At 67.6% G+C, this 24564-nt stretch carries 21 protein-coding genes; 11 read left to right on the forward strand and 10 right to left on the reverse strand.

The genetic code is table 11. The features are described from left to right. Window positions 1–20 precede the first annotated feature (20 nt). The 3 genes from ACNQQL_RS05325 to ACNQQL_RS05335 form a co-directional block, all read right to left on the reverse strand. A complete protein-coding gene (locus tag ACNQQL_RS05325; RefSeq protein WP_347063452.1) occupies window positions 21–1016 on the reverse strand; it encodes a DedA family protein/thiosulfate sulfurtransferase GlpE in 996 nt (331 codons plus the stop codon). A gap of 154 nt (window positions 1017–1170) precedes the next feature. After that, complete coding sequence (locus ACNQQL_RS05330) at window positions 1171–1440, reverse strand: hypothetical protein (RefSeq protein WP_072440048.1); 270 nt, start codon at window positions 1438–1440, stop codon at window positions 1171–1173. Between the two features lie 278 nt (window positions 1441–1718). Further along, window positions 1719–4076, reverse strand: coding sequence for a phosphocholine-specific phospholipase C (locus tag ACNQQL_RS05335; RefSeq protein WP_347063453.1), 2358 nt, complete (start codon window positions 4074–4076; stop codon window positions 1719–1721). Window positions 4077–4506: 430 nt separating this feature from the next. Here ACNQQL_RS05335 and ACNQQL_RS05340 point away from each other — a divergent pair, with 430 nt between their 5' ends. Further along, the gene (locus tag ACNQQL_RS05340) at window positions 4507–5007 is read left to right on the forward strand and encodes a GNAT family N-acetyltransferase (RefSeq protein WP_347063454.1); all 501 of its coding nucleotides are present in this window, start codon (window positions 4507–4509) and stop codon (window positions 5005–5007) included. Here the strand turns inward: ACNQQL_RS05340 and ACNQQL_RS05345 are convergent. After that, window positions 4991–5221: a hypothetical protein gene (locus ACNQQL_RS05345; RefSeq protein ID WP_347063455.1), complete on the reverse strand. Its 231-nt coding sequence runs from the start codon at window positions 5219–5221 to the stop codon at window positions 4991–4993. The genes ACNQQL_RS05340 and ACNQQL_RS05345 overlap by 17 nt on opposite strands. 82 nt (window positions 5222–5303) lie before the next feature. Between ACNQQL_RS05345 and ACNQQL_RS05350 the strand changes: the two genes are divergently transcribed. Further along, on the forward strand, window positions 5304–6899 hold the full coding sequence (locus ACNQQL_RS05350; protein WP_347063456.1) for a thioredoxin family protein: 1596 nt from the start codon (window positions 5304–5306) through the stop codon (window positions 6897–6899). A 39-nt stretch (window positions 6900–6938) separates the two neighbouring features. Here ACNQQL_RS05350 and ACNQQL_RS05355 read toward each other — a convergent pair whose 3' ends face one another. Beyond that, window positions 6939–7190 (reverse strand): DUF4148 domain-containing protein, encoded by a 252-nt coding sequence (locus ACNQQL_RS05355; protein ID WP_111020388.1) that lies wholly within the window; start codon window positions 7188–7190, stop codon window positions 6939–6941. Between the two features lie 395 nt (window positions 7191–7585). Next, a complete protein-coding gene (locus ACNQQL_RS05360; RefSeq protein ID WP_034181616.1) occupies window positions 7586–8989 on the reverse strand; it encodes a GntP family permease in 1404 nt (467 codons plus the stop codon). Between the two features lie 317 nt (window positions 8990–9306). Between ACNQQL_RS05360 and ACNQQL_RS05365 the strand changes: the two genes are divergently transcribed. The 5 genes from ACNQQL_RS05365 (at window position 9307) to ACNQQL_RS05385 (ending at window position 15037) form a co-directional block, all read left to right on the forward strand. Then, window positions 9307–10785: a sigma-54 interaction domain-containing protein gene (locus ACNQQL_RS05365; protein ID WP_347063457.1), complete on the forward strand. Its 1479-nt coding sequence runs from the start codon at window positions 9307–9309 to the stop codon at window positions 10783–10785. Window positions 10786–10839: 54 nt separating this feature from the next. After that, window positions 10840–11367, forward strand: coding sequence for a BON domain-containing protein (locus ACNQQL_RS05370; protein ID WP_347063458.1), 528 nt, complete (start codon window positions 10840–10842; stop codon window positions 11365–11367). Between the two features lie 61 nt (window positions 11368–11428). After that, a complete protein-coding gene (locus ACNQQL_RS05375) occupies window positions 11429–11701 on the forward strand; it encodes a hypothetical protein (protein WP_081938468.1) in 273 nt (90 codons plus the stop codon). A 103-nt stretch (window positions 11702–11804) separates the two neighbouring features. Continuing rightward, complete coding sequence (locus ACNQQL_RS05380; RefSeq protein WP_072440061.1) at window positions 11805–12107, forward strand: H-NS family nucleoid-associated regulatory protein; 303 nt, start codon at window positions 11805–11807, stop codon at window positions 12105–12107. Window positions 12108–12679: 572 nt separating this feature from the next. Further along, entirely contained in the window at window positions 12680–15037 is a 2358-nt protein-coding gene (locus ACNQQL_RS05385; RefSeq protein WP_347063459.1) for a GNAT family N-acetyltransferase, read from the forward strand. A gap of 652 nt (window positions 15038–15689) precedes the next feature. Here the strand turns inward: ACNQQL_RS05385 and ACNQQL_RS05390 are convergent. Both ACNQQL_RS05390 and ACNQQL_RS05395 read right to left on the reverse strand, forming a co-directional pair. Beyond that, window positions 15690–16241 carry a hypothetical protein gene (locus ACNQQL_RS05390; RefSeq protein WP_347063460.1) on the reverse strand — a complete coding sequence of 184 codons (552 nt, stop codon included), beginning with the start codon at window positions 16239–16241 and terminating at the stop codon, window positions 15690–15692. 170 nt (window positions 16242–16411) lie between these two features. After that, the gene (locus ACNQQL_RS05395; protein WP_072440065.1) at window positions 16412–17233 is read right to left on the reverse strand and encodes an IclR family transcriptional regulator; all 822 of its coding nucleotides are present in this window, start codon (window positions 17231–17233) and stop codon (window positions 16412–16414) included. Window positions 17234–17896: 663 nt separating this feature from the next. On the opposite strand from ACNQQL_RS05395, the gene ACNQQL_RS05400 reads away from it, so the two are divergent. Beyond that, a complete protein-coding gene (locus ACNQQL_RS05400; protein ID WP_347063461.1) occupies window positions 17897–18745 on the forward strand; it encodes an ureidoglycolate lyase in 849 nt (282 codons plus the stop codon). A gap of 231 nt (window positions 18746–18976) precedes the next feature. Here ACNQQL_RS05400 and ACNQQL_RS05405 read toward each other — a convergent pair whose 3' ends face one another. After that, on the reverse strand, window positions 18977–19360 hold the full coding sequence (locus ACNQQL_RS05405; protein ID WP_347063462.1) for a VOC family protein: 384 nt from the start codon (window positions 19358–19360) through the stop codon (window positions 18977–18979). Between the two features lie 101 nt (window positions 19361–19461). On the opposite strand from ACNQQL_RS05405, the gene ACNQQL_RS05410 reads away from it, so the two are divergent. Next, window positions 19462–20106: a CGNR zinc finger domain-containing protein gene (locus ACNQQL_RS05410; RefSeq protein ID WP_347063463.1), complete on the forward strand. Its 645-nt coding sequence runs from the start codon at window positions 19462–19464 to the stop codon at window positions 20104–20106. Between the two features lie 48 nt (window positions 20107–20154). Here ACNQQL_RS05410 and prpR read toward each other — a convergent pair whose 3' ends face one another. Next, window positions 20155–22143 (reverse strand): propionate catabolism operon regulatory protein PrpR, encoded by a 1989-nt coding sequence (prpR, locus tag ACNQQL_RS05415; protein WP_347063464.1) that lies wholly within the window; start codon window positions 22141–22143, stop codon window positions 20155–20157. Between the two features lie 170 nt (window positions 22144–22313). Between prpR and prpB the strand changes: the two genes are divergently transcribed. Continuing rightward, window positions 22314–23207, forward strand: coding sequence for a methylisocitrate lyase (gene prpB, locus ACNQQL_RS05420; RefSeq protein WP_175959978.1), 894 nt, complete (start codon window positions 22314–22316; stop codon window positions 23205–23207). A 114-nt stretch (window positions 23208–23321) separates the two neighbouring features. Then, window positions 23322–24494, forward strand: a complete 1173-nt coding sequence (gene prpC / locus ACNQQL_RS05425) for a bifunctional 2-methylcitrate synthase/citrate synthase (RefSeq protein WP_034181628.1) — start codon at window positions 23322–23324, stop codon at window positions 24492–24494. Window positions 24495–24564: the final 70 nt, after the last annotated feature.

Below are 24564 nucleotides of genomic sequence, written 5' to 3' on the forward strand. Positions count from 1 at the left end.
CCGGCCTGCGAGCAGTGCGATCAGGCCGGCTTGTGCAGCCCCGCGACCGGATCGTTCGCGGCGGGTATCTCTTCCGCGAGCGACGTGAGCTGGCGGCCCGTATCGCGCCATGCGTCGAGGCCGCCGCGCAGCGCGAGCGCATCGGTGAAGCCTGCGTCGAGCAGGCGCTTCGCCATCAGCGCGGCCGTCACTTCGTTCGGACACGAGCAGAACACGACGAACTTCTGCGTGAGCGGATAGCGCGCGGCGATGTCGCCGATCTGCCGCTCGTCGGCGAACTGCGCACCGGGAATCGTGAACGGGTCGAGCTTGCGGTGCTCGGGCGAGCGCACGTCGAGCACCACCGGCGCGGTGGCGTCGCGCAGCAGCAGGTCGAGTTCGTCGACGCCGATCCGTGCGTTCGCGAGCTGGCGGATCAGCGCGCGGCGGCGCATCCAGCGCACGGCCGCATAGATCGCCAGCAGCGCGACGATGACCAGCAGCACCGCGCGGCCGAGGTGGCTCGCGCCGGCGAACAGCCAGTCGATCTGCCGGTAGAACACGATTCCGGCCACCAGCCCGACGATGGTCCACACCGCGGCGCCGAGCGCGTCGTAGCCGGCGAACGTGCGATAGCGTGTGCCGAGCGCGCCGGCCATCGGCACCGACACGAGCGACAGCCCGGGGATGAAGCGCGCGACGGCGAGCACGCGCACGCCGTAGCGGCCGAAGAAGCGCTCGGTCTTGCGCACGCAGGTATCGCGCGACAGCGACAGCCGGCAGATCGTCTTCAGCGTCGTGCCGCCGTAACGCCGCCCGGCGACGTACCAGACGGTGTCGCCGATCAGTGCGCCGAGCACCGACAGCGCGACTACCGTCACGAGCTGCGAGCCGATCATCGCCGGATGCATCGCGGACATCGCCCCGAACAGCACGAGCGTCGGCATCGCGGGCACCGGCAGGCCGATGGCCGCCGCGAGCACGTTGGCGAACACGAGAAGCGGCCCGTACTGGGCGACGAGGTCACGGAGGAGCATGACGGCTGGCCGAGAAGGAAATGCGTGGGCAGGAAACGCAGATGGGCCGATTATCGGCCATTTTCAAGACAGCGGCGGGAATGACGCAAAGCGCCTGACGGCGGCAGGGGAATGCCGGTGAGCCGGCGCGTTGCGCGCGGCTCACCGTGCGAAATCAGGAGGGAGTGCGGGCAAGCGACGCGGCGCCATGGTTTTCGCCGGGCAGCTCGGCGCCGTGCGAGCGGATCGCCGCGATCAGTTCGGCCGGCGTGATCTCGTAGCGGACCTCGCGGTGGATGCCGGGCTTGCGTTCGTCGATCTCGATCAGCAACACGCTCTTGCCGTCGCCGGTTGCTTCGAGCCGGAGCGACCGCAGTTGGCGACCGTCGGCCGCGTCGTGTTCGGTGAGCAGGGTCATTGCCCCGGATGAGCCGGTTGTGCGCATCGAACCTATCCTCGTGTCGTGGGTGCCGTAACGGCGAAGATGTGTTTGTTGAATACAGCTTGCCGCAGTTTAACGCGAACGGGCCGCAACACGGAGCATTTTCGTTGGGGTGAAATGAGGGTTGTACCGCACATCCTTCTGATGTTTGACCCGCGCCGGGCGGGCGTTTCAGCCGGATCGCGCGCGGCCGGGGCCGGCGCCTGACCGGCGTTCCCGGCCGCGCCGGCGCGGGCGGCGACACGCGGTGCAACACGCGTCGCCGCATCGCCGCGGCGGCGTCAGAAGCGGTCGGCCAGCCCCATCGCCGGGTCGCTGACCGAGTGGCGGCCCGTTTCGACGCGGCCGGCCACGCGCCGCGAGAAGCTCGCGTCGCTGTCGGCTGTGACGATGAAGTCGTACCAGTGGCCGGTCGAGTCGAGCTTCCAGTGCAGCTCGGACTGGTCGCCGGCGCGCACCGTGACAGTCCACGTGGTGCCCGTGCCGTTGCCATTGCCGTAATAGTGGCCCTGGTTGTTGCCGTCCTCGTTGCCGTGGCCGTGACCGCGATCGTCGTTCGCGCCGCGGCCGGGCAGCGGCCCGTAGACCTGGTTCGACTTCACCGTGAAGCGCACCGTGCCGCCGCCGTCGTTGCGCAGCCGCAGGTGGAGGTTGCCGCTCGCGCCCGCATAACCGACGCGCACTTCCGGACGAGGCGCGCGGGCGCCGGCCAGGCGGCTCAGGTCGCCGGTGAAGCGGCGGTGATAGCCGTTCGGGCCGAGCACCCACAGGTCATATTTGCCGCTGTTGTCGGCGCGCGCGGCCCAGTCGCCGTGCAGTGTCTTGCCCGGCTCGACGACGTAGCGCCGCGGCAGGCGCTCGAGGTGCAGCTTGTCATAGACGTGAAACACAGCGGCGGCGCGGCCCGTGTTCGCGAACTTCAGCGTGACCGTGCCGGTGGCGGCATCGGTGCGCGCGCTCGCATGCAGCTCGTACGGCAACGCGCGCGACGGGCGCACGCCGGTGGCCTGCGCGGGCAGCGCCGGCGCGGCCGGCGGCACGATCTTCGGCGCGGCCTGCTGCGCGGCGCTCAGCGCGTCGACCTGGCTTTTCGTCGTATGGCCCGCGAGCGTCGGCAGCGGTTCGTTGTTCGGCGAGCGGAAGTTGAACGCGCTCGTCAGGTCGCCGCACACCGCGCGGCGATACGCGCTGATCTGCGGTTCGGCAACGCCGAAGCGCTTCTCGAGGAAGAGCAGTGTCGACGTATGGTCGAACACCTGCGAATTGACCCAGCCGCCGCGGCTCCACGGCGACACGACCCACATCGGCACGCGCGGACCGGGGCCGTACGGGCGGCCGTCCGCCGCCGGCTGGCTCGACGTGGCCGGCGCGAAGTCGTGGTACTCGACGGCGACGTCGGCGTCCCGCAGCGTGTGGCCGCCCGCGAGCGTGCCGTCGGCGTTGCGCGACGGCATGGCCGGCGACGGCATGTGGTCGAAGAAGCCGTCGTTCTCGTCGAAGTTGACCAGCAGCACCGTCTTGCTCCACACCTCCGGGTTCGCCGTCAGCGCATCGAGCACGGCCTGCACGTACCAGCCGCCCTGCGCGGGGCTCGACGGTCCCGGGTGTTCGCTGTACGCGGACGGCGGGATGATCCACGACACTTCCGGCAGCTTGCCGTTGCGGATGTCGTCGCGCAACGTTTCGAGAAAGCCGTACGGCATCGTGTTGCCGAAGCCCTTCGCGAGCGGGCTCAGCGGATCGTCGATCGCCGGATCGTAGAACGCGCCGGCCGCCGTCACGGGCTGCGTGATGTCCGTCGACGCGACGTACGCAGGCCGGCGCGCGGCCGGCATCTGCTCGATCGCCGCGCGCCAGTGGCGGAAGCTCATCATCTCGTTGCAGCCGAAATTGTCGATCAGGCTCTGGTAGACCTTCCAGTTCACGCCGGCCTGCTGCAGCCGGTCGGCATAGGTCGTCCAGGTCCAGCCCTGGCTCGACGGGCCGATGTCGTTGCCGCCGTTGAACTGGTTGTTCAGCGCGGCGATCTTCACGCGGCTGCCGTCGGCCGGGCTGATGCCGTTCGGGCCGTTGGTGCCGCTCCAGTAGAACAGGCGGTTCGCGATCGTGCCGGTGTGCATCCCGCAGTGGTAGTGGTCGCACAGCGTGAACGCATCGGCGAGCGCGCGCTGGAACGGCACTTCCGCGGCGTCGTAATAGCCCATTGACAGCGGCGTTTTCGCGTCGGGCCAGCGGTTCATCCGGCCGTGATCCCATGCGGCCTGCGCATCGGCCCACGCGTGCGGCGTGCCGCCCGCGCGCTGCGCGTTGCCCTGGCTCGCGTCGAGATGATACGGCGTGCAGGTCGTGGCGGGCGTCGCCTTGGTGTACGTCTGGTAGAACACGTCGCGGCCGTTCGGCGACGGCACCGCGAAGCGGTCGCCGTAGCCGCGCACGCCCTTGAACGTGCCGAAGTAGCTGTCGAATGCGCGGTTCTCCATCATCAGCAGCACGACGTGCTTGACGTCCTTGATGGTCCCCGTTTCGTGAAACGCGGGAATGGCGAGCGCGCGGCGGATGCTCGGCGGAAACGCGGCGAGCGCGGCGGCGGCGAGGCCGGAAGTGGCCGTCTGCTGAAGGAATTTGCGGCGTGACGTCATGGCGTTCGGATCCTGTGATGGTGGGAGCGTTCGTGACTTCGTCTGGATGCACCCGTGCGTCGTCCCCCCGGGACGAGCCGCGACGCGTGTGCGTGCGAGTACGTCGGTCCAGTCTAGGGAGCCGACATGACGTCGACGTGATGAAGAAATGACATCGCATGTCGTGCGCGTGACGTTGTGTGCGCAACGATTATTCAGGACACGATGCGTGACGGAAGAGGGTAAGGAATTACCGATCACCGCATGCGGAACCGGTCATATTTTTCCGAATCGCGACCTGCGGCGTGATCGTGTGTCGTTGCAGATACAACGGCATCGCGCGACGACGTGTCGCCCATGTTTCAAATGCATGAAATCGGCTAAGCTCGAAACGTCGCTGCGCGTGTGCGCAGTCCGCGCCGCCGGCGCGACTTTTCGGACCGGCCCACTCATGACCGACATCAAGATTCGGCACAGCGAGACGCACGACGTCGACGCGATCCGGCAGATCGCCGCCCATCCCGCGGTGTACATGAATACGTTGCAGTATCCGTTTCCGTCGCTAGAGAAATGGCGGAAGCGACTCGAAAACGCGCACGAGCGCGGCGTGAGCCTCGTCGCCGAAATCGACGGCGCGGTGGTCGGCCATCTCGGCCTGCAGTTCGAGCCGAATCCGCGTCGGCGCCATGCGGCGGGGCTCGGCATGATGGTCGACGCGGCCCGTCACGGGCGCGGCGTCGGCAGCCGGTTGCTCGCGGCCGCGATCGATCTCGCGGAAAACTGGCTGAACATCACGCGCCTCGAGTTGACCGTGTTCACTGACAATCGCGCGGCGATCGCGCTCTACGAGAAGCACGGTTTCCGGATCGAAGGCGAATCGCCGGGCTATGCATTGCGCGACGGCGTGCATGCGGCCGTGTATCACATGGCGCGGATCAAGGGCCGGCAGTGAACGGCCGGCCGGCGCGGGCGTGACGGAACGCGCGGCCACGGTGCCGCGCGTCATATTCATTCGAGAATTCGTTCGTTTTCCGCGGGCTGCGCCGGTCGTATCGTTGATCGATTTGCCGGTCGCTCCGGCCGGCGTGCGCTTTTTTCGCTTCGATGCGCGTGCCATGCGCCGCTGCATTCCGGCGTGCGTCGTGCCGCACGCCGGTGCGTTTCATCGTTTCAAGAACATCGCTTCATGGTCATCGTTTCGCACGACACATCTTCCCGCAACCGTCTCTTTCAACGGAACCTGCCTCGATGAAAACCGCTCTCCGGAATCTGACTGCCGCCTGCCTGTTCGCCGCCGCGGGTGCGGCGTTTGCCGCTGCCGCGCCTTCGGGCGCCGCGGTGGCGAGCGCGTCGCCCGAAGGCGCGCATCTGCCGCCCGGCATCGCGTGGCAGCACGGCGATGTCGATGCTGCCTTCGCGCTGGCGAAGCGCACCGGCAAGCCGCTGCTGCTCTACTGGGGCGCGGTGTGGTGCCCGTCGTGCAACCAGGTGAAGTCGACCATTTTCAGCCAGCAGGCATTCAAGACCCGCTCGTCGTTTTTCGTGCCCGTGTATCTCGACGGCGATACCGAAAGCGCTCAGAAGCTCGGCGAGCGTTTCAAGGTGCACGGCTATCCGACGATGATCCTGTTCCGCCCCGACGGCACCGAAGTGACGCGGCTGCCGGGCGAGGCCGATCTCGACCGCTACATGCAGGCGCTGTCGCTCGGGATGACGGCCGCGCATCCGGTGCGGCAGACGCTCGCGACTGCGCTGAAGAACGGCGCGTCGCTGACGCCGGACGAATGGCGTCTGCTGGCCGACTATTCGTGGGACACCGACGGCGCACTGCCGGTGCCGGCCGATCGTGTCGCCGAGACGCTGCAGTCGCTCGCGCAACGCGCGCGGGCGGCCGGCGCGAAGGCCGAATCGGCGCGGTTTGCGTTGAAGTCGGCGGTGGTCGCCGCGTCGGACGATCCGGCGCAGGCCGGCGCGCTCGACAAGGCGGCGCTCGCCGATTCGCTGCGCGCGGTGCTGCACGATCCCGCGCTGGCGCGGGCCGATTCGGACGTGCTGGTCGCGGCGCCCGCGCGCGTGGTCGCGTATCTCGGCGGCGACGAAGCGCAGCGCGCGAAATTGCGCGGCGCGTACGACACGGCGCTCGCGCGCCTGTCGGCCGACACCACGTTGTCGTCGATCGACCGGCTGATGGCGCTGCACGGCCGCGTGCTGCTTGCGCGCGGCGACGCGCGCAAGGGCGCGCCGCTCGCTGCGCCGGCGCTGGCCGATACCGCGCGCAAGCAGATTGCCGCGTCGGTGCAGGGCGCCGCGAATGCATATGAACGGCAGGCGCTCGTCAGCGAAGGCGCGGACACGCTGACCGACGCGGGGCTGTACGACGAGTCGGATGCATTGCTGAAGGCCGAGCTGCCGCGTTCGTCGACGCCGTATTACTTCATGTCAGGGCTGGCCGCGAATGCGAAGGCGCGCGGCGACAAGGCCGCGGCGCTCGACTGGTATCGCAAGGCATACGACTCGGCGAGCGGGCCGGCGACGAAGCTGCGCTGGGGCGCGACCTATTTTGCGAATGCGGTCGAACTGGCGCCGGACGATTCGGCGCGTATCGAAGGGATCGCCGCGAGCGTGCTCGCACAGGCCGACAAGACCCGGGACGCGTTCTACGGCGCGAACCTGCGCGCATTGACGAAGGTCGTCACGCAATTGAACCGCTGGCGCAGCGGCGGCGCGCACGATGCGTCGGTCCGGTCGGTCGTGAAGCAGTTCGACGGCGTATGCGGGAAACTGCCCGCGGGCGATCCGCAGGCAGCGGCGTGCGCGAAGCTGATCCAGCCCGTGAAGGCGTAACGACGCACGCGCACATCGTCGAGCGGGCCGGACGGTAGATTACCGGCCCGACTCCGACGACGCGCCGCGATCGCTGCCGTATCCGGCGTCGTGCTGACGGGCAATCTTCGCTTCGGCGGAAACGATGCTGGCCGGATAGAACCAGTCGCTCGACTGGAAGCCGGCCTGCTTGAGCGCCTTCACCTCGGCATGGACCTGCGCGCGCGTCAGCGGCTGGTTCGACTGCGCTTGCGCGGCGAGCGGGGCCGATACGGCCAGGGCAATGGCAACGGCTTGGATCAGGCGCTTCATGATCGGGACCTCCAGGATTCCGGTGATTCGCCGCGCTTCGTTCGTCGAAGCGCCGGGCGACGTTGAAACCAGTGTAGGCCGGGGCGGGCGCGCGAAAAATGCGATCGCGCCCAACGCAGTGTTTTGCTGCGGGTAACAATGGGCAGGCGGTGGCGGGCGATGCTGGATGTCGGCTTGACAAGAGTGACGGGCGACGCGACACGCGAGCCGCGCGGCGGTGCGGAGCCGACCGGCTCCGGTGAGCGGGAATTGAAATCGGACCGGATGCGAACTCCGGAATCCGTTCCGGTTCGCATGCGGTCCGATCGAGTAACGCGGGTCGGGCTCGAAGAGGCCGGCCGCGATGATGCGGCAGGCCAGGAGGCGGCGTACGGAACGCCGCCTCATGCAGGCGCTTATACGAGCCCCGTCGTGTAGTACACCGCGATCACGAAGAACACCGCGAGCGTCTTGATGACGGTGACCGCGAAGATGTCGCGATACGACTCGCGGTGCGTGAGGCCCGTGACTGCGAGCAGCGTGATGACCGCGCCGTTGTGCGGCAGCGTGTCCATGCCGCCGCTCGCCATCGCGACGACCCGGTGCAGCACGTCCATCGGAATGTTGGCTGCCTGCGCGCCCTTGATGAACAGGTCCGACATCGCGGCCAGCGCGATGCTCATGCCGCCCGACGCCGAGCCCGTGATGCCGGCGAGCGAGCTGACCGACACGGCCGCGTTGACGAGCGGGTTCGGGATGCTCTTCAGCGCATCGCCGACGACCAGGAAGCCCGGCAGCGCGGCGATCACGCCGCCGAAGCCGTATTCCGATGCAGTGTTCATCGCGGCGAGCAGTGCGCCGCCGACGGCGGCTTTCGAGCCGGCCGCGAAGCGATCGCTGACGCGATTGAACGCGGTCAGCACGACCAGCACGATGCCGAGCAGCAGCGCCGCCTCGACCGACCAGATCGCGACGACGGTCTTGATCGACGTCGTCACCGGCGTGTGCACGCCCGGCAGCACGTCCGGCGCGACCGTGTACGACGCGGCGCCGTACCACTGCGGGATCAGCTTCGTGAACAGGAAGTTCGACACGCCGACGAGGATCAGCGGCAGGATCGCGAGCGCCGGGTGCGGCAGCGACGTCGCCTCGACGCGCTCCGGCTCGTTGACGAGCGACGTGCCGTAGCCTTCGCCCTTCGCCATCGCCGAGCGGCGGCGCCATTCCAGATAAGAGAGGCCGACGACGACGATGAACAGCGAGCCGATCGTGCCGAGTGCCGGTGCGGCCCACGCGGTCGTCTTGAAGAACGTGGTCGGGATGATGTTCTGGATCTGCGGCGTGCCGGGCAGCGAATCCATCGTGAACGAGAACGCGCCGAGCGCGATCGCGCCGGGCATCAGCCGCTTCGGAATGTTGCTCTGGCGATAGAGTTCGGCCGCGAACGGATAGACCGCGAACACCACGACGAACAGCGACACGCCGCCATAGGTGAGCAGCGCGCACACTGCGACGATCACCGCATTCGCGCGCGAGCGGCCGATGTAGCGGATCGCCGCATGGACGATCGACTCGGAGAACCCGGACAGTTCGATCACCTTGCCGAACACCGCGCCGAGCATGAATACCGGGAAATACAGTTTGACGAAGCCGACCATCTTCTCCATGAAGATGCCGGAGAAGACCGGTGCGACGGCGGCGGGTTCGGTCAGGAGCACCGCGCCGAGCGCGGCGATTGGCGCGAACAGGATCACGCTGTAGCCGCGATACGCGGCGTACATCAGGAACGCCAGCGCGGCGAGGACGATCACGAAAGACAAGGGGAGTCTCCTAATGGCTTTGGTTGTTGTTCGATCGCGCGACGCGCCGCGGACCGGCTCAGGTTCGTGCAGGTTTCGTGCCATCGGCCGGATTGCGCCGCCGGACATGGGTCCGGCGGAGACCGGCGGGCCCGCGCCGGTCCATGTCTGACGATTCTACAGAAAACGTCTCCTTCTAGAGACGTTATGGCCATCCAGCCAGCTCGTGAAATCGGGCAGGGCTTTCCCGGACAAGCCGTTGTGGCGTGTCTCCAGAGTGAGATAATCCGTCTCGTTCCGGAGACGCCCGGTCGAAAATACATGGAGACGAAGACACGATGATGAACGACTGGGCCCGCCTGCCCGTCAACTACGGCGACGTGCTGCGGCGCGCCGCCGAGTCGCTGTTCCGGACCTTCGAGGATTCGAGCGCGGGCACGGTGGTCGTCGATCGCGACGCGCGCGTCGTGTGGATGAACGAGCGTTACGCGGCGCGCTTCGGTTTCGCCGATCCGCAGCAGGCCGTCGGCCTCGACTGCGAGGCCGTGATCCCGAACAGCCTGATGCGCGAGGTCGTATCGACCGGGCAGCCGATCCTGCTCGACATCATGGAGACGGGCCGCGAGCCGCTCGTCGTCACGCGCCTGCCGCTGAAGAACGAGGCCGGCGAGACGGTCGGCGCGATCGGCTTCGCGCTGTTCGACCAGTTGAAGACGCTTACGCCGATCTTTTCCCGCTACGTGCAGCTTCAGCAGCAGCTGATCGCGACGCAGCGCTCGCTCGCACAGGCGCGCCGCGCGAAATACACGTTCGCGAGCTTCGTCGGCACGAGTGCCGCGAGCCTCGAAACCAAGCGCCAGGCGCGGCGGGCCGCGCAGGTCGATTCGCCGGTGCTGCTGCTCGGCGAGACGGGCACCGGCAAGGAACTGCTCGCGCACGCGATCCACGCGGCTTCGGCGCGTGCGCTCCAGCCGCTCGTGACCGTCAACGTCGCCGCGATTCCCGACACGCTGCTCGAAACCGAATTCTTCGGCGCGGCGCCCGGTGCGTACACGGGCGCCGACCGCAAGGGGCGCGTCGGCAAGTTCGAGCTGGCCGATCGCGGCACGCTGTTTCTCGACGAGATCGGCGACATGCCGTTGCCGTTGCAGGGCAAGCTGCTGCGCGTGCTGCAGGACAAGGAGTTCGAGCCGGTCGGCTCGAACCGGATCGTGCGCGCGGACGTCCGGATCATTGCCGCGACGTCGGCCGACCTGCCGGCGCTCGTGGAGGCCGGGCGTTTTCGCGCGGATCTCTATTACCGGCTCAATGTGCTGACGATCCACGCACCGCCGCTGCGCGAGCGGGCGTCGGACATCGCGGCGCTCGTATACGCGACGCTCGAGGAACTGGCCGCGCAGCACGGACGCGCCGCGCACTGCGAGCTGACCGACGACGCGCTGCGGATGCTGTGTGCGTATCCGTGGCCGGGCAACGTGCGCGAGTTGCGCAATACGCTCGAACGCGCGCTGATGCTGTCGGACCGTTCGGTGATCGATGCGCGTGCGCTCGCGCCGTTCCTCGGGCCGGTACGCATATCGGCGGACGGCGCATCGCCGGCGCAGCGTGTTGCCGCAGCGCCGGTCGAGCGGGGCGCGTCCGGTGCATCCGGTGCGCCGGTCGCTTCGTATGCCGATGCATTGGCTGCGTGGGAGCGCCAGTTCCTGATCGACGCGCTGGCGGCCTGTGACGGCAAGGTCGTGGAAGCCGCCGCGCGCATCGGGATCGGCCGTGCGACGCTGTACAAGAAGCTGGCGGCGCTGGGCATCGACCGGTAGGCCGATCGGCGGCGCCGATGCGGCCGGAGTTGAAGCATCGAACAGGAGAGCACGATGAAGCGGATCGGTATCGCAGGTTGGCTGACCCTGTTGCTGGCAACCTCCGCGCTCGCGCAGTCCGGCGACGCGGACGTGCCCGAGGCGCGACGCAACTGGTACAACGATCCGTTCGTCGCGCTGTCGCAGGACCTGGCCGAATGCCCGCTGCCGCTCGGCCCGTGGATGACCCGCGCCGAGATGACGGACGACGCGCATTATCGCGCCGAACGCGGTACCACCTGCTGGCTCGCGCATCGCTGCACGAAACCGAATTCGTATATGTATGACGCGCCGATCGCCGATGCCGCGAAGGCGCACTTCGCAGGCTCCGATCGCCTGCACGGTACGAGCCTGTGGATCACCGTGCAGCGGCGTTTCATCTATGTCGAAGGATGCGCGGATACGGCGTTCGATCGGCTGGCGCTGCAACGCGAACTCGAGGCGCTTCCGGACGTCGAGCAGGTGTTCGTTCGTATCACCGACGATCCGCGCCGGAGCTTGCCGTACAAGGCGCGCGGGCAACCGGGCCGCACGCCGAACTGACGACGGAAGGGCCGCGCATGGCATACTCGCGACATTCAAAAAATGGTTGACGGGAAGAATAATGAAACACATGCTTGCGTCGGTCTGTCGGTGGCCTCGGGTGGCCGGGTTGTTGGCTCTGGTTGCAGGGCTCGGCGGGTGCGGTGGCAGCGCGCCGCTGTTCACTTCGGACGGGCGCCCGACCACACAGGTGCAATGCACCGGCAGCGGCTGGAGCAATTGCACGGACAATGCCCGGGCCATGTGCAACGGGGATTTCGAAGTGATCCAGCAATCGACTGATGACACCGTGCGAAATCTTCTCTTCGCATGCAAGAAGAAAAGCGGTTACTGATCCCGAAATGACCGGCCGAGGAGACCGCGATCGGGCGAAGCGCTTTTCTGTTTGCTTGGAGTCGTCTATTTTTCACGAATAACACTCACGGAGTCCCATCCATATGGCGACCTACAGGCAACTGACCGCGCAGCTCGAACGACTTCAGCAAAAGATCGACAAGGAACGCGAAAAGGCGATTGCCGACGCGATTGCCGATATCCGTGCGAAAATCGACGAATACGACATCACGCCGGAAGAGCTCGGTTTTCGTCCGGTAGGTACCGGCGGCGCCGCTACCTCGAAGCCGAAGCGCACGTTGCCGCCGAAATACCTGAATCCGAAGACGGGCGAAACCTGGAGTGGCCGCGGGCGCGCGCCGGCGTGGCTCGGCAAGAATCGCGCACGTTTCCTGATCAAGGACTGACTCCCGAAAATCCTCACCTTTCGTGCGTTGACTGACGGTGCGAACGGCCTTGCGGCCGTTGCACCGTTTTGTTTTTGCGCCGTCGCCGTACGATTCCCGCTGACGAATTGCAGTGCAATGCCGCACGATTAACGGGTCACGTTTTGCGAATTCGCCGCGATTCGGCTGCTTATCGCGGTGAATTCCGGTAAACAACCGCGCAATTGCGCAGTGCATGCGCAGTGGCATTCGCCATTTCCGCGGTGCCCGCCTGCCGCGGATTTCCATCACCTTTCGCGTGTTTGCGCGTTGTGCCGTGCAATTCCCGAAGATACTCACCATGGCTCCTGTAAATCCTCACCTTTGAGGAAGCGGCAGCGTCGCGCCATGTTGCTTGCGGCTTGCGGCGATGTCGCGTCGCGCTTGTGTTGCAGATCCATGGTGCGAGCGTTGACGTTCGTCGGGTAGTCGGCCGTTCGGCATATAGGCAGCCGCATGCGCTTCGCCTATGCTTGGGGTTCGCGTCGAGCGGCGCGCGGCCTGTCCGTGCCGTATGCCGCTCGGGCCGTCTTTCGTTACCGCAGGGAGCCGATGTGACCGTTCGCCATCTCGATGCGTTGTTCCAGCCCAAGTCCGTTGCGGTCGTCGGCGCGTCGTCGCGCGCGGGCAGTATCGGCGCGATGGTGTGGTCGCGCGTGCTCGACGGTGCGTTCGACGGGCCCGTGTGGCCCGTCAATCCGAAATATCGCGATCTGAACGGGCATACGGTCGTCTCCGACGTCGACCGGCTGCCCGCGCCGCCGTCGGTAGCCGTGATCTGCACGCCGCCCGCGACCTGGGCCGGCATCGTGCGCAAGCTCGGCGAACTCGGCACGCGCGTCGCGGTGATCGTCGGTGAGGCGCGCACGGATGCCGATCGCACCGCACTCGATCGCACGCTGAAGGCGGCGAAGCCGTTCGTGCTCCGTATCGTCGGGCCCGGCAGCCTCGGCGTGCTGTCGCCCGCACGGCATGCGCATTTCGGCGCGCCGGCCTATACGGCGCGTTCGGGCGGCGTCGCATGGGTGTCGCAATCGAATGCATTGACGAACGCGGCGCTCGGCTGGGCCGATGCGCGGGGCCTCGGCTTTTCGCATGTCGTCGCGCTCGGCAGCGAGTCCGACGTCGATGCGGGCGACGTGCTCGACTATCTGGCGAGCGATCCCGGCACGCGCGCGATCCTGCTCGAACTCGATACCGTGCGCGCCGCGCGCAAGTTCATGTCGGCCGCACGTGCGGCCGCACGCAACAAGCCGGTGCTCGCGTTGCGCACCGGGCGCGCCGATCCCGGCGACGCGCTCTATACGGCGGCGTTCCAGCGCGCGGGGATGGTGCGCGTCGATGCGCTCGACGATCTGCTCGACGAGATCGAGACGCTCGGCGTCGGCCGTGTCACGGCGCGCGGCGCGGCGACGCTCGTGACGAGCGATGCGGGTGTCGCGAAACTGGCGGTCGATGCGGTCGCCGAGGTGCGCGATGTGCTGTCCGGCTGGTCGCCGGCTGCAACCTCGGCCGTGTCGGCCGCGCTGCCGCATCTGGCTGCACCGGGCAATCCGCTGACGCTCGGCGACGACGCGCGCCCCGAGCACTTCGCCGCGGCGATCAAGGCGCTCGCGCCGTTCCCGCAAACGGGCACGCTGTTCGTCGTCCATTCGACGTCCCACAGCGCGCCGGCCGATTCGGTTGCGCGCACGCTGATCGAATCGCGGCAGTATGCGCATCGCGGCATCCTCGCATGTTTCTTCGGCGCGGTCGACGCGGCGACGCGCGATGCGCTGCACGCGAACGGCATTCCCGTACACACGACACCGCAGCGGCTCGCGCGCGCGTATGCGCGTCTCGTCGACTACAACCTCGGGCGGCAACTGCTGATGCAGACGCCCGAGGGCACGCCGCTGCAGCCGGCCGAGTGCGTTGCGTCCGCACAGGCCGACGCGCGCCGGATGGTCGAAGCCGGCCAGCATGAACTGGCCGGCGAAGCCGCGCTGCGCTGGCTGTCCCATTTCGGCCTGCAAGGCGAGCAGGCGGGCGAGCCGGCCGGTGCCAAAGTCGTCGATGTCACGGTCGACATGTACGACGATTCGAACTTCGGTCCGGTGTTTCGCTATGCCGTGCCGCCTGCGGACGGCGTGTCGGCGCCATTCGTCGTCTACGGCCTGCCGCCGCTGAACACCGTGCTCGCCCGCGCGGTGATGGAGCGCTCGCCGTATGCGCGCCGTACGCCCGTCGAGCCGACGCTCGACGCGTTGACGGCGCTGTCGCAGGTCGTCTGCGACGTGCGCGAAGTCGTCGCGATGTCCGTCACGCTGCGTGTGTTGTCCGATCGCGCGCAGGTGATCGCGCCGCGCATCACGCTGGCCACGGGGCGCAGCCGGCTTGCGATCATGCCGTATCCGCGCCACCTCGAGCAGACGCTCGAGTGGCGCGGCGAGACGGTGACGATCCGTCCGATCCGTCCGGAAGACGAGGCCGCGCATAACGAACTGCTCGGCGCGATGACGCCGGACGATCTGCGGATGCGTTTCTTCGGCGCGGTGCGCGGCTTCGATCATTCGCAGGTGGCGCGCATGACGCAGATCGACTACGACCGTGAGATGGCCCTCATCGTGTCGTACACCGATGTGTCGGGGCGCGACCATACGCTGGCGGTCGTGCGCGCGGTCGCCGATCCCGACAACGAGACGGCGGAGTTCGCGATCGCGGTGCGGCCCGATCAGAAGGGCAAGGGGCTCGGCCGGCTACTGATGAACCGCATCATCGACTACGCACGCTCGCGCGGAACCGCATGGATGATCGGCGAGGCGCTGCGCGAGAACTCGGCGATGATCTCGCTCGCGAAGTCGTGCGGTTTTGAGGTGTCGACGACGGAGGAGCCGGGCGTCGTGGGTTTCAGGATGAAGTTGCAGCCGTAGCATCCTTCGGCTGCGTGAAGCGCGGCGCGATCGCTTGCAGTCGATGGCGCCAATCCTTCACCGTGTTGCGCCTGTTTTCATTCAGAGGTGCAAAACATTCGAGCCGGCATCTGGTACGAAACGCCCAAACGTATCGGGCTCGTTCGCTACGTCGATATCGACGCACGCATAGCGTCCGGAGGCGTTTTCTGTGTGCCGCATTATCGGCTCCGCACAGCCGTTTCACCCCATGCGTTCACGCGCATTCGCAACCGCGTTCCGGCCTCGCCAATTCGGAATCACCGCAAAGGTGAGACTTTTCGGGAGCCGCGAGTGAGCTTTTCCGGGGAAGCGTGGTGAGCCGATACGGGAGCGTTCGGTGAGCCTTCCCGGGAACGGCCGGTGAGCACCTGCGGGAGGCGCTGGTGAGCCTTTCCGGGACACGTTGGTGAGGGTCTGCGGGAGATGTCGGTGAGCACATTCGGGAGACTTTGGTGAGGGTCTCCAAGAGCCTGGGGTGAGTTTTTTCGGGAGCTGTTGGTGAGCGTTTGCAGGACACCAAGGTGAGACTTTTCGGGAGCATGCGGATGCACGGCTCCCGCGAGCGCGGCGCCGGCCAATGCCGGCGTCACACACGGGTGCGGGCACGCATGAATCGTGCCCGGGATCAGATTCAGGCAGCGAGTTTCGACGCCGCGTCGTTCACCTGGTCGCGCGAAATCGCGAGTTCCTCGAGGTGCGGATCCGCATAGACGGCACCGGTTTCGCGCTCGAGGCGGGCGATCGTCAGCGCGCAACGCGCGGTGTCCTTCGGCATCGCGATGAAGCGCTTGACCGACTCGCCGGACGTGAATGCTTCGAACAGTGCGCCGCGCACGTCGTCCGGAAGCGTCTTGGTCCACTGGTACGGCTTGCCATTGAACGTGATCGACGGCGGCAGCGTGCGTTCCTTCTTGGTCGCCGTGATGAGTCCGTAGGTGCGGGCCGCGTCGCCGATCTGCTCGGGCGAAAAGAGCTCGTCGGGCGTGATGTCGAACTGCTCGATGTAGGTCTCGATCGCCTGCATCGCGGCGGCACGATCGTCGCGCTTCTTCTGCGCGCGCGCGACGATATCGCGCAGCTCGTCCGCCTCCTCGGGCGTGATCGTGAAGCTTGCCTGCTTCTGCTGAAGTTCGGAGAAACGCTGGAATTCTTGATCGTTCAGAAGTTTGGCCATGACATCCATCGGACACGACGGCCGCGACAGCCGGCCGCCGTAGTTTTTGAGAGGGCCGCTATTCTAGCGTAGCGCCGTGAGCGCACGATATGGCACCGTCGATCGTGCACTGCACAGGTGTCATGCGCGGCCGGGCCGGCGCAACTGCCCGGCCCGGTGCGCTTCGTTGAACCCGCGCGTCAGCAGGCCTCGATGCGGCCCATCGACAGGTGGGCCGCCGTGTCGCGCAGCCCTTCGACGGCGACGTCGACGGACGGCGCCGTGTGCGTATCGATCCGGCGCATGTACGGGCAGGTCAGTACCGCGATCGCATGGCCGGACGGCCCGAGGATCGGTGCGGTCAGGTCGGTCACGCCGTATGCCTGGCGGCTGTCCTGGCGTAGATAGCCGGACTGCCGGATGGACTGGCACGCATGCGCGAGTTCCTGCTCGTTCAGCGGCGCGTCGCCCCTGACCTTGCGATGCTCGGCCAGCATGTGCGCGCGCTGCTCGGCACCCTGGAACGACAGCATCACGCGCCCCGACGCCGTATCGGCGAGCCCGACGCGCGAGCCGAGCCGGACCGACACGCCCCACGGGCCGGGCCCGTCGACCTGCGCGATCACGAGCAGGTTGCCGCGATCGTAGACGGACAGGTGGCACGACTGTTCGGCGGCATCGGCGAAGCGCTGCATCGGCGGCAATGCCTCGGCGATCAGCCGGTTCATCGGCGGATGCCGGTGCGCGAGCGCGAACAGCTTGAGGCTGAGCGTGTAGCGGTCGCCGCCGGTCGAGCGCATCACGTAGCGGCGTGCGACGAGGCGTTCGAGCATCCGGTAGATTTCGCTTGCGTTGCGGCCGAGCTCCTTCGTGATTTCGGTGCGGGTGAGTCCTTCCTTCTGCTCGGACAGGAGTTCGAGAATGTCGAGGCCCTTGTCGAGCGCGGGTGCGCGATAGCGATCGATTGCGGCCATCGATTCCCGTGCGTCGCAGCCGGGAAGCGGGTCGTTGGTTGTTTGCATTTTTAGTGTGAGGTTGGGGGATTACCGTCGATCGGTTGGCGACGCACGCTGGCCGGTTCTGCACGCGCACAAGTCGGCCCCGCGTATGGCGATGAAAGCCATTCGTCCGAGCTTAACAATAAACATATAGTGTGCAATTCAGCGTCTTTTTACCGATCGTTACTGAACAAGAACGGATTGGCAAACGTTTTCGATGACAGGGGCACCCCGAATAGCCAGTATTCATGCGCCGATGGCAGGCAACGGCGACATGCGCGGCGGATCGATTTGCGTTGGCGCGTCCAATGTTGCGCCGCAGTGTCTGCAGGCGCACCAATAGTCGGTATCCGTCGCGCGTCATTTCACGGTGCGCGGCCGATGGTACAAAGGCGTGCGGGCCCGCGACGGTGCGGCCGCGCGTGAAGTCGGCCGGCATCGGCCGGCACGCGTCGCGGGTGCCGGGCCGTCGTCGCCGATGCGCAGACCGGCGGCCGCCCGTTCGATGCGCGCCGTGCTTCCGTGCGGCGCCGCGATCGCTGCGCCCGCGCGACCCTCGCGCGTCGACGGCAGGTCGGATGTGGCGCCGACGCGTGCAATCGACGATCGACAATCAGTCCGGCGCGCGGCCGCGAATGGCCGCGTCGGCGGGTATCCTGTCCCATTCGACAACAGAGGTTGACCACGATGAAACTGCTTCGCTATGGCCCATCCGGCCAGGAAAAGCCCGGTATTCTCGACGCGGACGGCCGGATTCGCGACCTGTCCGCGCACGTGCCGGATCTTGCCGGCGATGTGCTGTCCGACGCGAGTCTCGCGCGGCTGCGCGCGATCGATCCAGCCACGCTGCCGCTCGTGTCCGGCGAGCCGCGCATCGGCGCGTGCGTCGGGCACGTCGGCAAGTTCATCGGCATCGGCCTGAACTATGCCGATCACGCGGCCGAAGCCGGCATGCCGGTGCCGAAGGAACCGGTCGTGTTCGGCAAGTGGACGAGTTCGATCTGCGGCCCGAACGACGGCATCGACATCCCGAAGGGTTCGGTCAAGACCGACTGGGAAGTCGAACTGGGCGTCGTGATCGGCGCGCGGTGCAAGGACGTCGACGAAGCGAGCGCGCTCGATTACGTCGCGGGCTATTGCGTCGTCAACGACGTGTCCGAGCGCGAGTGGCAGATCGAGCGCGGCGGCCAGTGGGACAAGGGCAAGGGCTTCGACACGTTCGGCCCGATCGGTCCGTGGCTCGTGACGCGCGACGAGGTGCCCGATCCGCAGCGTCTCGACCTGTGGCTCGAAATCGACGGCCACCGTTATCAGAACGGCAACACGCGCACGATGGTGTTCACCGTCGCGCAGTTGATTGCCTATCTGTCGAGTTGCATGACGCTGCAGCCGGGCGACGTGATCACGACCGGCACGCCGCCGGGCGTCGGCATGGGCATCAAGCCGTTACCGATTTTCCTGAAGGCCGGCCAGAGGGTGCGCCTGGGGATCGAAGGGCTCGGCGAGCAGTTGCAGCACACGCGCGGCGCGCAGTAACCGCACGAGCCGAGATCCCGTCGAGCGACCGCGGCAGGCGGGCGCCGCCAACCCGACCCGGACCCGGCCAAACCAGGGGCCCCCGGACCCCCCCCCCGCGCCCTCCCGGCCCGCGCGCCGGCGGGGGGGGGCCCCCCACCCCCCCCGCCCCCCCCAAAACCCCCGGGCCCCCGCCCCCCCCCCCCCCCCCCCCGCCCCCCTGCCGCTTGTACGCGGTGTACGCGGGCTCGATCACACGACGTTGTCGAGTTCGCAATGCGCTTCCAGCCGATACCCGTCGGGATCGACGACGAACGCCGCGTAGTAGCCGGGGCCGTAGTGTTCGCGCTTGCCGGGCCCGCCGTTGTCATGGCCGCCGTGCTCGAGCGCGGCGCGGTAGAACGCGTCGACCTCGACGGGCGAAGCGGCCTTGAACGACAGATGCAGCCCCGATTCGGGATCGGCGACGACGGGGCGGGCAGCGTGCTGCAACCACAGCTCTGGTTCGGTCGTGCCGTACCCGATGGATCCGTCGTCGCTATACAGCCGCTTGTAGCCGAGCGCGCCGAGCGTGCTGTCGTAGAACGCGCGGCTGCGGCCGATGTGGGCGACGCCGAAGGAAAGGTGATCGATCATCTGTTGGCTCCTTGAACTGAAGGGGGACGTCAGTGCAGCAAACTTCGTTTTAACCACCATGCTGGTTATGTTAGAAAGCGTCCGTACGCTTGTCAACCGGCATGGTGGTTAGATACGATGGCGTCATGAGCGATACGCAACCTTCCGTCACGATGGACTGCCTGATTCCGGCGCCGCCCGAAACATTGAGTATCGATTTCGCCAACACGCTGTACTGGCGTGGCAGCGAGGCGCCGACGGAAACCTTCGGAACGATGGACGACCTGCTGTCGTGGTGCCGCGAGCAGGCCGGCGTGCCGGCCTGCCTGGCCGACCGGTGCCGCGTGCGCGATGGGGAGGAAGGCGAGCCGGCGATGCTCGCGCGTGCGCTCGCGTTGCGGGAGGCGTTGTATCGGCTCTTTCATGCGCAGGCCGAGCGGTGCGAGCCGCAGGCCGACGATCTCGCGCTGCTCGGCGGCTTCCTGGCGGAAGCGTCGCCGCGCGTCGCGCTGGCGCGTGTCGACGGCGCTTATGCGTGGCGGATCGGGGACGCTGGAGCAACGCTCGCGGGGCTGCTGAGCCCGGTGCTGTGGTCGGCGATCGACCTGCTCGGCGGCGCGCGGCTCGCGAAGGTCAAGCGATGCGCGAACGACGCATGCCAGTGGCTGTTCATCGACGACAGCAAGAACGGCAGCCGCCGCTGGTGCTCGATGTCGTCGTGCGGCAATCGCGCGAAGGCGTATCGCCACTATCACAAGGCCGACTGACGAGCCCGTTCAGGCATGCGCCTATGAGCACGTCGAACCCGAACCTTCCTACTTCGCTGACAACTTCCGCCACAGCGTCGTCTTGCTGATGCCGAGCATCGCGCATGCGCGGTCGCGGTCGCCGCCGCACGCGTCGAGCACCGCGCGGATCTCGTCGGCCTCCGCCCGGCGGCGGCGCGCGTGCAGCGTCTGCGCGTCATCGGCGTCGGCGCCGGCCGCGTCGGGCGGCGCCGCGAACAGCTCGGGCGCGATCGCCTGCAGCGCGTCGGGATCGAGCGCGGCGCACGCGGCGGCCGGATCGATTTCGTCGGCTTCCTCGGCGAGTTCCACCGCGACCCGCTCGATCACGTTCTGCAGTTCCCGCACGTTGCCGGGCCACCGGTAGCGCGCAAACGTTGCCTGCGTCGCGCCGAGCACGCGCGCGGCGTCGCCGGCGTCACGCAGGCGTTCGGCGAGGCGCGGCTCGCGCCGCGCGGCCTGCACGAGCAGCGTCGCCGCGAGCGCGGGAATGTCGGCCGCGCGCTCGCGCAGCGGCGGCAGGCCGACGTTCAGGATGTTGAGCCGGTAATAGAGATCCGCACGGAACGTGCCGGCCTCGACGGCCGCGAGCAGCGGACGATGCGTCGCGGCGATCACACGCACGTCGATGCGGATCGGCTCGGTCGAGCCGAGGCGGATCACCTCGCGCTCCTGCAGCACGCGCAGCAGCCGGCTCTGCAGCGACGACGGCATTTCGCCGATCTCGTCGAGGAACAGCGTGCCGCGGTGCGCGGCTTCGAACAGGCCGGTCTTGCCGCCGCGTCGCGCGCCGGTGAACGCGCCTTCCTCATAGCCGAACAGCTCGCTCTCGAGCAGCGCTTCCGGAAACGCGCCGCAATTGACCGCGACGAACGGGTAGCTGCGCCGCGCGGACAGCGCGTGCAGGCTTTGCGCGATCATTTCCTTGCCGGTGCCGCTTTCGCCGAGCACGAGCACGGTCGCGTCGGATTTCGCGTAGCGGCGCACGAGGTCGCGCACGCGCGCCATCGGCGCCGATGCGCCGATCACGTCGTCGAGCGCGTAGCGCGCCGCGAACTGCTGGGTGGTCGGCTGCGAACGCAGCGCGCGATCGAGCCGTTCGACCGCGCGCGATTCCTGGAACGTCAGCACGCTGCCCGACGTGACGCCGCGATCGACGAGCGGCCCGCGATGCACGACGTAGCGCACGCCGCGCACGGTCGCGAGCGCGTCGCCGTCCTCGCCGCGCAGCGTGCGCAGCTCGGGCCGCAGGTCGACGAGCGCGCGGCCGACGGCCGCCGCGGGTTCGACCCCGAGCGCCGACGCGAGCCGCTCGTTGATCGCCTCGACGCGGCCGCGCGCGTCGAGCGCGACCACGCCGTCGCGCAGGTGCTGAAGCAGGTTGTCGAGCCGCTGGCGGCGGAATGCTTCGGCGTGCGTCGCATACGCGACTTCGAGCGCCGTATCGACGGCCTTGCGCACCGACGCATGCGAATACAGGAACACCGCGCCCATGCCGGCACTGGCCGCGAGGTCGGTGACGAGGCCGGGGCCGACGATCGTCTCGATGCCGCGGTCGCGCAGGTCGTGCACGCAGGCTTCCGCTTCCTGCGCGGACTGATATGACGCAAACTGCACGTCAAGGCCGTACGCGGCGACGAAGCGGCGCACTTCGGGCGCCGTTTCCCCGGCGCTGACGAGCGCGATCCGCGACGCGTCGCGCCGGGCGCGCGCGAGCGCCTGCATCACGTCGAAGCCGGTCGGCGACACGACCACGACCGGCACCTGCGCACGCGTCTTCAGGAAGGCGCCGTTCGAGCCGGCCGCGACGATCACGTCGGGCCGCGCGGCGCCGGCCTCGGCGATCGCGCTGAGCGCATCCTCATACGCGCGCGTCACGATGCGCACGTCGGCGCGTTCGTCGAATTCGCCGGCGATCTCGCGAAAGAAGTCGCGCAGGCGGCTGATGCCCATCGCCCAGATGCGCGGGCGCGCCGCGCGATCGGCCGGGTCGACGGGCTTGGTCGAGGAGAGGTCCATGGCGATCGATTATGCGCGCGGGATTTCATTTTTGAAATAGGAAATTGCCGAATTGAAATCTCCGGGCGTTGCATCGCCCGCGCCGGTTGCTTAAGAATCAGTGGGTTAGCGACGTTTCGCGAGCTGGCCCGGTCCTTGCTGTTATCGGGCATTCCTTCAGGAGGCCGTTCATGAGCAACACGCATCTTCAGAGCGCCGGCGCGAAATTCCGCGCGGCAGTCGCGGCCGAGCAGCCGCTGCAGGTGGTCGGCGCGATCACCGCGTACGCGGCCAAGATGGCGCAGGCCGTCGGCTTCAAGGCCGTGTACCTGTCGGGCGGCGGCGTCGCCGCGAACTCGCTCGGGATCCCCGACCTCGGCATCAGCACGATGGAAGACGTGCTGATCGACGCGAACCGGATCACCAACGCAACCGATCTGCCGCTGCTCGTCGACATCGATACGGGCTGGGGCGGCGCATTCAACATCGCGCGCACGGTCCGCTCGTTCATCAAGGCCGGCGTCGCGGCCGTGCATCTCGAGGATCAGGTCGGCCAGAAGCGCTGCGGCCATCGTCCGGGCAAGGAAGTCGTGCCGGCCGACGAAATGGTCGATCGCATCAAGGCCGCGGTCGACGCGCGCACCGACGACCAGTTCGTGATCATGGCGCGCACCGATGCGGCCGCCGCCGAAGGGATCGACGCGGCGATCGAGCGCGCGGTCGCGTACGTCGAAGCCGGCGCCGACATGATCTTCCCGGAAGCGATGAAGACGCTCGATGACTACCGCCGTTTCAAGGCGGCCGTGAAGGTGCCGATCCTCGCGAACCTGACCGAGTTCGGCTCGACGCCGCTGTTCACGCTCGACGAACTGCGCGAGGCGAACGTCGACATCGCGCTGTACTGCTGCGGCGCGTATCGCGCGATGAACAAGGCCGCGCTGAACTTCTACGAGACGCTGCGCCGCGATGGCACGCAGAAGGCGGCCGTGCCGACGATGCAGACGCGCGCCGAGCTGTACGACTTCCTCGGCTATCACGAATACGAGCGCAAGCTCGACGAACTGTTCGCGCAGGGCAAGAAGTAACGCGGCCCGCGCGCCGGGACACGATTCCCGGGAAGCTTTGCATGGGACCGCACCAGGCGCTGAAGCGCCAAGTGCGGTCGACAGCTACCCAGATACCTATTGGAGAACGGAAACATGAGCGAGACGAAAGACGCAGCAGCACCGGCCGCCGCAGGCGCATTCAAGCCGAAGAAGTCGGTGGCGCTGTCGGGCGTGACGGCCGGCAACACGGCGCTGTGCACGGTCGGCAAGACCGGCAACGACCTGCACTACCGCGGCTACGACATTCTCGACGTCGCCGAGTCGTGCGAGTTCGAGGAAATCGCGCACCTGCTCGTGCACGGCACGCTGCCGAACCTGACCGAACTGGCCGCGTACAAGACCAAGCTGCGCGCGCTGCGCGGCCTGCCGAGCGCGCTGAAGGCGGCGCTCGAGCAGATCCCGGCGTCCGCGCACCCGATGGACGTGATGCGCACGGGCGTGTCGGTGCTCGGCACTGTGCTGCCGGAGAAGGACGATCACAACCTGCCGGGCGCGCGCGACATCGCCGACCGCCTGATGGCGTCGCTCGGCTCGATGCTGTTGTACTGGTATCACTTCTCGCACAACGGCAAGCGCATCGAGACGGAAACCGACGACGATTCGATCGGCGGCCACTTCCTGCACCTGCTGCACGGCAAGACGCCGTCGAAGTCGTGGGTCGAGGCGATGCACACGTCGCTGATCCTGTACGCGGAGCACGAATTCAACGCGTCGACGTTCACCGGCCGCGTGATCGCGGGCACGGGCTCGGACATCTACTCGGCGATCACCGGCGCGATCGGCGCGCTGCGCGGGCCGAAGCACGGCGGCGCGAACGAAGTCGCGTATGAAATCCAGAGCCGCTACAGCTCGCCGGACGACGCCGAAGCGGACATCCGCCGCCGCGTCGAGAACAAGGAAGTCGTGATCGGCTTCGGCCACCCGGTCTACACGATCTCCGATCCGCGCAACAAGGTGATCAAGGGCGTCGCGCACAAGCTGTCGAAGGAAGCGGGCGACACGAAGCTGTACAACATCGCCGAGCGCCTCGAATCGGTGATGTGGGAGGCGAAGAAGATGTTCCCGAACCTCGACTGGTTCAGCGCGGTGTCGTATCACATGATGGGCGTGCCGACCGCGATGTTCACGCCGCTGTTCGTGATCTCGCGCACGTCCGGCTGGAGCGCGCACATCATCGAGCAGCGCATCGACAACAAGATCATCCGCCCGAGCGCGAACTACACGGGCCCGGAAGACCTGCAGTTCGTGCCGATCGAGAAGCGTTGACACCCCGGCTGCGCGCGCGGGCCCCCGCAGCGGGGGCGGCCGGCGCGCGCTGAACGCCCTACCCAGGTAT

Source organism: Burkholderia sp. LFS061 (genome assembly GCF_047978125.1).
Taxonomy (GTDB): domain Bacteria; phylum Pseudomonadota; class Gammaproteobacteria; order Burkholderiales; family Burkholderiaceae; genus Burkholderia; species Burkholderia pyrrocinia_C.